The 12,234-nt window shown below is 27.6% G+C and carries 16 protein-coding genes; all 16 read left to right on the top strand.

The genetic code is table 11. From position 1 onward, the window contains the following. Window positions 1-5 precede the first annotated feature (5 nt). The 16 genes from fabK to xseA all read left to right on the top strand — a co-directional run bounded on the left by fabK (window position 6) and on the right by xseA (window position 12,234). Complete coding sequence (gene fabK, locus BUA19_RS03860; protein ID WP_072723861.1) at window positions 6-935, top strand: enoyl-[acyl-carrier-protein] reductase FabK; 930 nt, start codon at window positions 6-8, stop codon at window positions 933-935. Window positions 936-945: 10 nt separating this feature from the next. Then, the gene (fabD, locus tag BUA19_RS03855) at window positions 946-1,893 is read left to right on the top strand and encodes an ACP S-malonyltransferase (protein ID WP_072723859.1); all 948 of its coding nucleotides are present in this window, start codon (window positions 946-948) and stop codon (window positions 1,891-1,893) included. Between the two features lie 4 nt (window positions 1,894-1,897). Beyond that, entirely contained in the window at window positions 1,898-2,644 is a 747-nt protein-coding gene (gene fabG / locus BUA19_RS03850; RefSeq protein ID WP_072723857.1) for a 3-oxoacyl-[acyl-carrier-protein] reductase, read from the top strand. Window positions 2,645-2,688: 44 nt separating this feature from the next. Then, window positions 2,689-3,927 (top strand): beta-ketoacyl-ACP synthase II, encoded by a 1,239-nt coding sequence (fabF, locus tag BUA19_RS03845; protein WP_072723856.1) that lies wholly within the window; start codon window positions 2,689-2,691, stop codon window positions 3,925-3,927. 117 nt (window positions 3,928-4,044) lie between these two features. Continuing rightward, a complete protein-coding gene (spoIIIAA, locus tag BUA19_RS03840) occupies window positions 4,045-5,016 on the top strand; it encodes a stage III sporulation protein AA (protein WP_072723854.1) in 972 nt (323 codons plus the stop codon). Beyond that, on the top strand, window positions 5,006-5,527 hold the full coding sequence (locus BUA19_RS03835) for a stage III sporulation protein AB (RefSeq protein WP_072723852.1): 522 nt from the start codon (window positions 5,006-5,008) through the stop codon (window positions 5,525-5,527). Before spoIIIAA ends, BUA19_RS03835 begins: the two co-directional genes overlap by 11 nt. Before the next feature lie 12 nt (window positions 5,528-5,539). Further along, complete coding sequence (spoIIIAC, locus tag BUA19_RS03830; protein ID WP_072723850.1) at window positions 5,540-5,743, top strand: stage III sporulation protein AC; 204 nt, start codon at window positions 5,540-5,542, stop codon at window positions 5,741-5,743. 16 nt (window positions 5,744-5,759) lie between these two features. Then, a complete protein-coding gene (spoIIIAD, locus tag BUA19_RS03825) occupies window positions 5,760-6,146 on the top strand; it encodes a stage III sporulation protein AD (RefSeq protein ID WP_072723848.1) in 387 nt (128 codons plus the stop codon). Window positions 6,147-6,156: 10 nt separating this feature from the next. Continuing rightward, complete coding sequence (spoIIIAE, locus tag BUA19_RS03820) at window positions 6,157-7,314, top strand: stage III sporulation protein AE (RefSeq protein WP_072723846.1); 1,158 nt, start codon at window positions 6,157-6,159, stop codon at window positions 7,312-7,314. A 10-nt stretch (window positions 7,315-7,324) separates the two neighbouring features. Then, window positions 7,325-7,885: a stage III sporulation protein AF gene (locus tag BUA19_RS03815; RefSeq protein WP_072723845.1), complete on the top strand. Its 561-nt coding sequence runs from the start codon at window positions 7,325-7,327 to the stop codon at window positions 7,883-7,885. A gap of 14 nt (window positions 7,886-7,899) precedes the next feature. Continuing rightward, the gene (gene spoIIIAG, locus BUA19_RS03810; RefSeq protein WP_072723843.1) at window positions 7,900-8,463 is read left to right on the top strand and encodes a stage III sporulation protein AG; all 564 of its coding nucleotides are present in this window, start codon (window positions 7,900-7,902) and stop codon (window positions 8,461-8,463) included. Window positions 8,464-8,478: 15 nt separating this feature from the next. Continuing rightward, window positions 8,479-9,168: a SpoIIIAH-like family protein gene (locus BUA19_RS03805; RefSeq protein WP_072723842.1), complete on the top strand. Its 690-nt coding sequence runs from the start codon at window positions 8,479-8,481 to the stop codon at window positions 9,166-9,168. A 67-nt stretch (window positions 9,169-9,235) separates the two neighbouring features. Beyond that, on the top strand, window positions 9,236-9,601 hold the full coding sequence (locus BUA19_RS03800) for an Asp23/Gls24 family envelope stress response protein (protein ID WP_072723840.1): 366 nt from the start codon (window positions 9,236-9,238) through the stop codon (window positions 9,599-9,601). A gap of 75 nt (window positions 9,602-9,676) precedes the next feature. Beyond that, complete coding sequence (gene nusB, locus BUA19_RS03795; protein WP_072723838.1) at window positions 9,677-10,081, top strand: transcription antitermination factor NusB; 405 nt, start codon at window positions 9,677-9,679, stop codon at window positions 10,079-10,081. After that, entirely contained in the window at window positions 10,065-11,054 is a 990-nt protein-coding gene (locus BUA19_RS03790) for an O-sialoglycoprotein endopeptidase (RefSeq protein ID WP_072723836.1), read from the top strand. The genes nusB and BUA19_RS03790 overlap by 17 nt, the downstream gene beginning before the upstream one ends. Continuing rightward, on the top strand, window positions 11,026-12,234 hold the full coding sequence (gene xseA, locus BUA19_RS03785) for an exodeoxyribonuclease VII large subunit (RefSeq protein ID WP_072723834.1): 1,209 nt from the start codon (window positions 11,026-11,028) through the stop codon (window positions 12,232-12,234). Before BUA19_RS03790 ends, xseA begins: the two co-directional genes overlap by 29 nt.

Below are 12,234 nucleotides of genomic sequence, written 5' to 3'. Positions count from 1 at the left end.
TTTGTATGAATAGAGTGTGTAATCTTTTAGGTATAAAATATCCAATAATTCAAGGTGGAATGGCATGGGTTGCTACGGCTGAACTTGCATCGGCAGTATCAAATGCAGGGGGGCTTGGACTTATTGCAGCAGGAAATGCCCCAGCAGATATTGTAAGAAATGAAATTAAAAAGGCAAAAGAACTTACCAATAAGCCGTTTGGTGTGAATGTAATGTTGTTATCACCATATGTTGATGAAGTTATGGATGTTATATATGAAGAAAGAGTTTCGGTAATTACAACTGGAGCAGGAAACCCTGCTAAGTATATGAAAAAATTAAAAGAAATTGGAACTAAAATAATTCCAGTAGTTCCATCGGTGGCTTTAGCAAAGAGAATGGAAAAATATGGAGCAGATGCTGTTATAGTAGAAGGAACAGAAGCAGGAGGACACATAGGAGAACTTACAACTATGGTTTTAGTTCCTCAAGTTGTAGATGAAGTTAGTATTCCTGTAATAGCTGCAGGAGGAATTGCTGATGGAAGAGGAATGGCAGCAGTATTTGCACTAGGAGCTGAAGGAGTTCAGATAGGAACTAAATTTATTTGTAGTACAGAATGTACTGTTCATGAAAATTATAAAAAAGCAATAATTAATGCAAAAGATAGAGATGCTGTAGTTAGTGGTAGAAGCACTGGACATCCTGTTAGAGCATTAAAAAATAAATTAATGAAAGAATTAATAAAACTTGAAAAAGAAGGAGCAGATCCGAGTATTATAGATGAAAAAGGGGTAGGCTCTTTAAGAGCAGCAGTAATAGACGGAGATATGGAAAATGGATCTATAATGGCTGGACAAAGTGCTGCTATGGTAAAAGAAATAAAAACTTGTAAAGAAATTGTGGAAGAAATTATAGATGATGCTAAAAAAGTAATATCTAATTTAGATGTTTAGGAGGGGTTTTATGGGTAAAGTGGCTTTTGTATTTCCGGGACAAGGATCTCAATATGTAGGTATGGGTAAAGATGTATACGAAAATTATGAAAGTGCAAGAAAAATATTTGATAAAGCTAATGAAGTTTTACATATGGATTTAAAATCTATAATGTTTGAAGGACCAGATGAAATTCTTACTAAAACTGAAAATACTCAGCCGGCTATTCTTACTTTAAGTATTGCTTTATTTGAAGTTTTAAAAGAAAAATTAGATATAAAATTTGATGCTTGTGCAGGATTGTCTTTAGGTGAATATTCAGCTTTAGTAGCATCTGGTGCAATAACTTTTGAAGAAGCTGTAGTGCTTGTTAAAAAAAGAGGAAAATATATGCAAGAAGCAGTTCCTGAAGGTGTTGGAACAATGGCAGCAATTCTTGGTCTTGAAAGAGATATATTAATAGATGTATTAGATGAGGTTTCAAAAGAAGGGATTGTAGAAGCTGCTAATTTTAATAGTCCAGGGCAAATAGTTATATCAGGAGAAATAAAAGCAGTAGAAAAAGCAGTGCAGTTGTGTAAGGAAAAAGGGGCTAAAAAGGCTGTTATATTAAAAGTGAGTGCTCCTTTTCATTCTTCTATGTTAATTAAAGCTGGAGAAAATCTTAAGAAAGAACTTGATAAAGTAGAATTTAATCATTTGCAAGTTCCGGTAGTTACTAATGTTACAGCTGATTATGTAAAAAAAGAAGATATAAAGGAGTTTTTAGTTAAGCAAGTTAGTTCGTCTGTACTTTGGGAAGATTCAATAGAAAGACTTATAAAAGATGGATTTGATACTTTTGTTGAAATAGGTCCTTCAAAAACATTAAAAGGATTTGTAAATAAAATATCTAAAAAATTGAATACAAAGGTGAATATTTACAATGTAGAAAATACAGCTACTTTAGAAAAATTTATAAATGATATAAGGGGGTAAATTTATGCATTTAAAAGATAAAGTTGCTCTTGTAACAGGAGGTTCAAGAGGAATAGGAAAAGCTATTGCTATAAAACTTGCATCTTTAGGAGCTAATGTTGCTATAAACTATACTTCAAGAGAAGAAGATGCACTTAAAACTAAGGAAGAAATAGAAAAATATGGAGTAAAGTCTTTTGTTATAAAATGCGATGTATCTAATTTTGAAGATGCACAGAATATGGTAGATGAAGTTATAAAGGAATTTGGAAAAATAGATATATTGGTAAATAATGCAGGGATAACTAAAGATACTCTTTTAATGAAAATGAAAGAAGAAGATTTTGATAAAGTAATTTCTGTAAATTTAAAAGGAGTATTTAATTGTACAAAAGCAGTAACTAGACCTATGATGAAGCAAAGATATGGTAAAATAATAAATATGGCTTCTGTAGTTGGTGTTATAGGAAATGCAGGACAAGCAAATTATTGTGCATCTAAAGCTGGAGTTATAGGTTTTACAAAGGCAACAGCAAGAGAACTTGCTGCGAGAAATATAAACATAAATGCTATAGCTCCAGGGTTTATAGAAACTGAAATGACTGAAGTTTTAAAAGAAGATGTGAAAAAATATTATGAGGAAAGTATACCTATGAGAAAATTTGGAAAGCCAGAGGATGTAGCTAATTTAGTAGCATTTTTAGTTAGTGATATGTCTTCTTATATAACAGGTCAAGTTATAAATGTAGACGGTGGTATGGTAATGCAGTAAAATAAATAGTGTTGAAGAAAATAAGTGTTTTTGGAGGGGAATTTATGAAGAGAAGAGTTGTAGTCACAGGAATAGGATGTGTAACGCCCATAGGAGTAGGGAAGGAAAATTTTTGGAATAATTTGAAAAGAGGAGTTTGTGGAATTGATAAAATAACTAGATTTGATGCTACTGATTTTGCAACTCAAATAGCTGCTGAAGTTAAAGATTTTCAAGCTTCGGATTTTATAGATAAAAGAGAAGCTAGAAGAATGGATAGATTTACTCAATTTGCAGTAGCATCGGCTAAAATGGCAATTGAAGATTCAGAACTTGATTTAAAAAATGTTGATGAAAATAAATTTGGTGTAATTATAGGATCGGGAATAGGTGGAATAGAAACTCTAGAAGAACAACATACAAAGCTTTTGGAAAAAGGTCCAAAGAGAGTTAGTCCATTTTTTGTTCCAATGATGATTACAAATATAGCTGCTGGTCAAATTTCTATAATGCTTGGAGCAAAAGGGCCTAATACTAGTGTTGTAACTGCTTGTGCTTCTGGTACTCATGCTATTGGAGATGCTTTTAAGGCAATTCAAAGAGGAGATGCTGATATAATGGTTGCTGGAGGAGCAGAGAGTCCTGTAACTCCGCTTGCTGTGGCAGGATTTTGTACAATGAAAGCAATGTCAACTAGAAATGATGATCCTAAAACAGCTTCAAGACCATTTGATAAAGATAGAGATGGTTTTGTAATGGGAGAAGGAGCCGGAATATTAGTTTTAGAAGAACTTGAACATGCACTTAGTAGAAATGCCACTATTTATGCAGAATTAGTAGGATACGGCTTAACAGCAGATGCATATCATATTACAGCTCCAGCTGAAGGTGGAGAAGGTGCTGCAAGAGCCATGGAGATGGCTCTACTTGATGGAAATATAAAGAAAGAAGAAGTAGACTATATAAATGCTCATGGAACTAGTACTCCTCTTAATGATAAAAATGAAACAATGGCAATTAAATCGGTATTTGGAGGTCATGCATATAATTTAGCTGTATCTTCAACTAAATCTATGACAGGACATCTTTTAGGAGCTGCAGGAGGAGTTGAAGCTATAGTTTGTGCCCTTGCAATAAAAGAAGGATTTATACCACCTACAATTAATATACAAAATCAAGATCCAGAACTTGATTTAGATTATGTTGCAAATGAAGGAAGAGAAAAAGAAATTAAATATGCTCTTTCAAATTCTTTAGGATTTGGTGGACATAATGGAACATTAGCGTTTAAAAAGTATTTATAAAAAAGAAAGAAGCTGTCTTACAATAGAAATTAATTTCTATTGTAGGGCAGCTCTTTTTTATGCATATTTTTAAATTTAAAATAATATTATTTACAAATAGGAAGGAGGACGAGTTTTATGAATAAACTTCCAGAAGAAATTATTAATTCACTTAGTACAAATATAAAAGAGAGTTTATTAAATGTAAGAAGTAATTTTACAGGAGACATAGAAGAAATAAGGCTTAGAATAAATCGGCCTCTTATGGTTTGTGTAAATAATAAAGATTATTTTTTAAATTTAAGAAAAAAATGTTTTGATCTCGATTATAAAGACACTTATATAGTAAAAAAAGAAGACATAGAACATACATTTCAGCTTATATGTAAATATTCTATACATTCGTTTTTAGATGATATAAAAAAGGGATTTATAACTATAAGAGGTGGTCATAGAGTAGGGATTGGGGGCAAAGTTATAATAGAAGAAAATAATATAAAAAATATAAAACATATATCGTCTTTAAATATAAGAATATCTAAGGAAGTATTAAATTGTTCAAAAAAAGTAATAAAGTACATAATAAAACCACCAAGAGAAATATATAACACATTGATTATTTCACCTCCTCAATGCGGAAAAACAACACTTATTAGAGATATAGTAAAAAAAATAAGTAATGGAATTAAAGAATATAATTTTGAAGGTGTAAAGGTTGCTGTAATAGATGAAAGAAATGAAATATCTGGCTCTTATTTAGGGGTGCCTCAAAGAGATATAGGATTTAGAACGGATATTATAGAGTCTTGTCCAAAAGATATAGGGGTGATGATGGTGTTAAGGTCTATGTCTCCAAATGTAATAGTTACAGATGAAATAGGGAATAGCAAAGAAATAAAATCGCTTTATAACGCTTTAAATGGAGGAGTAGGTCTTATAACATCTGTTCATGGATATGGAATAGAAGATATTCAAAATAGAAAAGAGTTAAATAATTTACTTGATAAGGAGCTGTTTAAAAGAGTAATTATTTTATCTTCAAGAAAAGGTCCAGGTACAATAGAAAAAATATATGATTTGGAAGAAAAGAGGTGTATTTTTGTTAATTAAAACAGTACTGACTTTAATAATAATAGTATGCTTTTTTCTGTTAGGAGAAGAAATATGTAAAATATATAAAAAGAAATATAAGGATATATCTGATTTGATTAAAATTTTAGAAACTCTTTATATGCAGCTTGAATTTGGGCTTTATACATTAGGAGAAGTTTTTTCAAAATTAGGTGAGAGAAAGGAATTTGCTGTATCTAAATTTTTTGAAAAGTTGAGCGCCAATTTAGAACAGAATGAGAGTAAAGATTTAGAAAAAATATTAGATGAAACAATTTTTTTAGTTAAAGAAAATACTCTTTTAGAAGAAAAAGAAATTAATGAATTGAGAAATTTGATAATTAATTTGGGAAAAAGTGATTTTTACTCTCAAGAAAGAATTATAAATTTGACAATAGAAAATTTGAAAAAGATGCAACAACAGGCTTTTATAGAAATAACTAGCAAAGGTATTTTGTACAAAAAATTAACTTTAGTAATGGGTTTTTTGTTGGTAATAATATTTTTTTAAGGAGGAGGTTTTATGGGAGTAAATGTAGATCTTATTTTTAAGATTGGCGGTATAGGAATATTATTATCCGTATTGCATTCAGTTTTACAAAAAGCAGGTAAAGAGGAATGGGCATATGCAGCTAATCTTGTGGGAATAGTTCTTGTGCTTACTATGGTAATAAAAGAAGTGAGTAATTTATTTGATGCAGTAAAAACAATGTTTAATCTCTATTAAAAAAGGAAGTGATAGGTTGGAGTTTGTTAAATTAATTTCTGTGGCTTTTGTAGGAACTATTTTATCTTTATTATTTAAAAAAGAAAGACCAGAAATAAGTATGGCAATAGCTTTATTGACTGGTATAGGTATATTTTTAACGTCTATTTACAAGATAAATTACATAATTAGTTGTATAAATGATTTGTCAAATAAAATACATATTAATCATATGTATTTCTCTACAATAATTAAAATTGTAGGAATAGCGTATTTAATGGAATTTGCTATTCATATTTGTAAAGATTGTGGAGAAAGTGCAATAGCTTCTAAACTTGAATTTGGAGGAAAGGTTATAATACTTGCACTTTCTTTTCCTATACTGTTGTCTATATTAAATACAATAATAAATATTATTCCTTAGGAGTTTACTTATGAGAAAAAGAGTATTTATTAGCCTTATATTTATGATGATTTTAATGAGTAGTTTATCTTTTGCAGAAAATGATGAAACTAAAAAAGATATAAATGAATATATAGAAAATCAACTAAAATCTATTCAAATATATAAGTTGGAAGAGTTTTTTGAAAATGAACAAGTGTTAAAAAGTGTAAATTTTAAAAATTTTGTTATGGATGTAATAAAAGGGAAAAAAAATATATTGGAATTGATAGATGGAGAAATGCTTAAACAATATTTTTTTAGAGAATTGAGGGTGAATTTTAAAATATTTATTAGTATTTTAGTGCTTGCTGTATTATCTTCAATACTTAAAAGTTTAGATAATTCTTTTTCATCAGGATCTATAAATAAAATATCTAATTACGCAGTGTTTATTGTAATAATATCTATAAGTTTTTTAGGATTTAAACAGGCTTTAGATATATGTAAAGTTACTATAGATAATATGGTGAGCTTTATGGAAATAGCAATTCCGATTGAGATAGCTCTTTTGGTAACTCTGGGCTTTCCTGTTACATCTGCAGCTTTAAATCCTGTGTTTTTAGGAGGGATTGTATTTATAAATATTATTTTTAAGACATTTTTGATAATTACGATGACTTTATCTTTTTCAATATTGATTGTAAATAGTATATCTAAAAATATAAAACTTAAAAAATTTTTTTCTTTTATAAAGCAGATAAATATATTTACTATTGGATTTTTATTAACTGTATATCTTGGGATAATTTCTATACAAGGTATATATGTTACATCTTTTGATAAGTTTTCAGTTAAGACAATAAAATTTGCAGTAGATTTTATTCCAGTTGTAGGAAATTTTGTGTCTGATTCAATAGAAATTTTATTATCTTCATCTCATTTATTAAAAAGTGTATTAGGAGCAGCATCACTTGTTATATTAATAGGAATATGTTTATTGCCTATTTTAAAAATAGTATCTATTATGTTAGTGTATAAAATTTCAGCGATAATTATAGAGCCTATATCAGAAGATAATATATCTAGCTATTTAAATGAAATAGGAAATTTAATGACAATAATATTATCTGCTGTAGTTGCTGTAGGTATAATGTTTTTTATAACTATATCTATACTTGCATCAATTGGAAATGTAACAAAAATTTGAGGTGGATAAAATGGATTTTGTGAAGGAGTGGATAAGTAGTATATTAATAGCAGCGTTTATAATAAATTTAATAGATATATTGCTTCCTTCGGGAAGTTTGAGATCTTATGTTAATTTAGTGTTAAATTTTATATTTATTTTTATAGTAATATCACCGGTTATAAATAATTTTGCAAAGGATATGTCTATAGAAGATAAACTTTTAAAGGAGTTTAATGAATTTCAGTATAAATATAGTCAAAAATTAATGAATTTTGACAACCATATAGATAAAGAGAAAATAAAAGAAAACTATAATAATTATTTGAAGGAAAGCATAAATTTAAAATTGGAGCAATACGGATATAAATTACAGGATATAGAAATAGAAGGTAATGAAGTGAAAAATTTAGTAATAAAAGAGTTAAAAACTAATAAAAATAGTAATAACCAGAGTAAAGGAAAAATAGAATTTAAGGAGAGTCAAAATTGTAGAGAAGTTTTTAATGAAAAAGTACATCAAGAAAAATTTGTAAAAAACAAATTAAATGAAATGTTTAAAATATCTATTGAAAAAATAAAAATTAACTAGTGTGAGGGATTGCTATGTTGAATATGAATTTCGATAAAAAGAGAATATATAGCATTGTCGCTATAATAATAATTTCAATGATACTTCTTATAAGTATTTCTGGTATATTTGAGGAAAAAGCACAAAAAAATTATCCAAATGCAACTTTGGTAAAAAAAGAAGGAAATATAAAATCAAGTATGACAAAGGAAGAAATTTTAGAAAATAGATTGGAAAAAATATTGTCAAAAATAGAAGGAGTTAAGTCAGTAGAAGTAATGATAACTTTAGAAACTAATGGAGAAATTGAACCTGCATTTAATAAAGTTACATCAACTGAAACTACACAAGAAAATGATTCAGCTGGTGGAAGGAGGGTTGTAACGACAGAAAATAAAACAGAAACAATAGTTACAAAAAATAATAAACAGGGTAATGAACCTATATTATTAAAATCTATTGAACCTAAGATAAGAGGAGTTATTGTTGTAGCTGATGGAGCAGAAAATATAATGGTAAAAGAAAGACTTTTTAATGCAGTTAAAACAGTGCTTCAAGTATCTGGCCATAAAATAGAGGTTTATCCAAAAAATAAATAGGGGGGAATTAAAATTATGAAATTTAATGGAAGATTTTTTAAAAGTAGAAATTTTGTTGTATTTATATTGGTATTAATGTTAGTATTAGTGGGAACAATAAATTATAATTTAAGTAAAAAATCATTACTTGAAACTTCAAGAGAACTTGAAGAATACGAACAAAGTTTATTAGAAGATATGGATGATGAAAATGTAGCCATGGATAAAGAGGGAGCAGAAGAAGTTTCTAAAGAAAATATTGAAAATGATGGAATAAAAGTTGTAGATAGCAATAAAAGTGAAATAGAGGAAAAGGTAAAGGAAACTAGTGCAAATATAACAAAAGAGATTACTTCAAAGGAAAATATGCAAAAGGATACATATTTTATTGATATGAAATTAAATAGAGAACAAAAAAGAGGGCAATTAATAGAAGAATTAGATGCAATTATAAAAAATCCTTCTTCTAGTCAAAAATCAATAGATGAAGCTTCTGCTATGAAATTAGATTTAATTAAATTTAGAGAAGCGGAGTCAACTATTGAAAATTTATTAATTGCTAAAGGATTTACTGATCCTATTGTGTATATAAGTAAAGATAATGCAAGTGTTGTAGTCAATAAAGAAAAGCTTAATAAACAAGATGTAGCTAAAATATTTGATATAGTATATACACAAACAAAAATACCTTATGAAAATATAAAAATAATGGAGTATAAAAGATAATTTGTAAAAGTTAAGTTAATTTGATATAATTATGATATAATTTAATAAACACTTTGGGGGTGTACCAGTGGAAAACAAAGATTATGGCCAGATAAAAATATCTGAGGATGTAATAGCTGTTATATCAGGAATTGCTGCTTCTGAAATAGAAGGTGTAGCGGCTATGAGTGGAAGTATTACAGGCAACATAACAGAAATTCTTGGTAAGAAGAATTTATCTAAAGGAGTTAAAGTAGTAGTAAATGAAGAAGATGTATTTATAGATTTATTTTTACTTATTGAATATGGTGTTGTTATACCGGATGTATCATGGAAAATACAAGAAAATGTAAAAAATACTGTTGAGACAATGACTGGACTAAAAGTTGCAGAGGTAAACGTTCACATTCAAGGGATTAGTTTTAAAAAAGAAAAAATTGAAGAAAATAATTAACAATATGAAATATTTAACCCTCTGAATAATCAGAGGGTTAGTTTTGTGTGTATATAAATGATTAGGAGGTATGTGATGAGTAGAAAAATTAGTAGAGAATTGGCAATGAAACTTTTTTATCAATTAGAAATAACTAAGGATTATAGTCGTGAAAAATTAGAAAATTTTATTGAAGAAAATGTTCATGAAAATTTCGATAAAGACTATATGTTGAGTGTAGGAATTAAATTTATAGAAAATAAAGACAAAATAGATAGTTTGATAAATAAATATTCTAAAGGATGGAATTTAGATAGAATAGCTAAAGTTGATTTAAGTATAATTAGATTGGCAATAGTAGAACTTCTTTATAGAGAAGATATTCCTTTTAAAGTTTCTATAAATGAAGCTGTAGAACTTGCTAAAAGATATGCAGATGAAGATTCTCCAAGTTTTATAAATGGAGTATTAGGAAGTGTTTTAAATGAAATTCAAAAATAAAATAATTATAGGAATTGATACAAGCTGCTATACTACTTCTATAGCAGCTATAAATTTAGAAAAGGAATTAATTTTAAGTGATAAAAAAATGTTAAGTGTTAAAAAGGGAAATAAAGGCCTTAGACAGTCAGATGCATTTTTTCAGCATGTAAATAATTTGGGAGATATGTTTGAAAATATAAAAACTAAAATAAAAGATTTTGAAATAGTTGGAATATGTGTTTCGTCAAGACCAAGACCTGTAGATGGTTCTTATATGCCGGTATTTAATTGTGGATATAAATTTGCAAAAGCTTTATCTGGAGTTTTAAATGTTTCATTATATGAAACAACTCATCAAGAAGGGCATATAGAAGCAGCTTTTTTTGATACAAGAATGAATAAAAGTAAATTTTTATGTGTTCATATGTCTGGAGGAACAACTGAAATACTTTTAGTAAATAGAGAATTAAATGGATATAGTTTAGAAATAATAGGTGGAACTAAAGATATAAGCGTAGGACAACTTATAGATAGAGTTGGTGTAAGACTTGAATATTCATTTCCATGTGGAATTTATTTAGATGAAAATGCTGTTAATTTTAATGAAGAAGTAGAAAAATTAAAAATTTCTTCAGAAAAAGGATTTATGAATTTTTCAGGAGTAGAGACAAAAATATATAGTTTGATAAAAGATTATTCAAAGGAATATATATCTAAACTCACATTAAATGTAGTTTCAGATTCATTATTAAAAGCGTTAGTGTATTTAAGTAAAAAATATAATTTAAAAGACATATTATTTGTTGGAGGAGTATCTTCTAGTAAGTATGTGAGTTTGAATTTGAGTGAGAATTTAAAACAATATAATATAAATACTTATTTTACTAGACCAGATTGTGCAAAAGACAATGCTATAGGAGTTTCGATAATCGGGTTGAATAATTTTTTAGGTGGGATAAAAAATGAAATTAAAAGCTCTTTCGGTAAGTGAAATAAATTCATATATAAAGAGAATACTTGTAAATGATCCTATACTTTATAATTTGAGAATAAAAGGGGAAATATCTAATTTAAAAGTACATAGTAATGGAAATATATATTTGTCTTTAAAGGATAAAAATTCTAAAATAAATTGTGTTGTATTTAAAAATAATAAACTTATAAATATAGATTTAAGGGAAGGACTTAATGTAGTTGCAGCTGGGTATATATCTTTATATGAAAGAGATGGAAGTTATCAATTTCACATTAATTCTATAGATATTGAAGGTATAGGAGATTTATATATAGAATTTGTAAAACTTAAAGATAAATTAGAAAAAGAAGGTTTGTTTGATAAAAGATATAAAAAAGAAATTCCCATCATGCCTAAGAATATAGGGGTTATTACATCTCCTACTGGAGCAGCTATTAAAGATATAATAAATGTTATAAGTAGGAGATACCCAAAAGTAAATATAAAGATATATCCAGTACTTGTTCAAGGAAATAAATCGGCAGATAATATAGTAAAGGCAATTGATTTTTTCAATAAATTTAATAATGTAGATGTTATAATATTAAGTAGAGGTGGAGGATCAATAGAAGAATTGTACTCTTTTAATGAAGAGATAGTGGCAAGAAGTATATTTAAATCTAAAATTCCTATAATTTCTGCTGTGGGGCATGAAACAGATTTTACAATTTCGGATTTTGTAGCAGATTTTAGAGCACCAACTCCTTCTGCTGCTGCAGAAATTGTTGTACCTTCATATGTAGATGTTAAGTATAAGCTTGAAAGTGTAAAAAATAGAATGGATAAATCTTTTAAAAATATAATAGATACAAACAGATTTAAAATTGAAAATATAAAAAATGGTATAGAATTTACATTTTCTAATTTTATAAAGAAAGACAAAAGAGAAAAATTGAATTTAATATTTGAAGATATTAACAAGTCATTAGTGAATAAATTGAAATTTAAAAGAGAGCAATTGAATAATTTGGGGAAAAATTTGCATAATTTAAGTCCTTTATCAGTTATGTCAAGAGGATATGCTTTAGTTGAGAAGGATAATAAAATAGTAAAAACTCCTGAAAAGTTAAATGTAGGGGATAGTATTAAAATATTATTAAAAAAAGCTGATATAAATTGTAAAATAGAGAATATAAAGTTAAGAGAGGTAGATTGA

It is taken from the genome of Tepidibacter thalassicus DSM 15285 (genome assembly GCF_900129915.1).
GTDB classification, from domain to species: Bacteria; Bacillota; Clostridia; order Peptostreptococcales; family Peptostreptococcaceae; genus Tepidibacter; species Tepidibacter thalassicus.
Note: the sequence above shows the minus strand (reverse complement) of the source record. Positions and strands in the feature narration are given on the sequence as shown.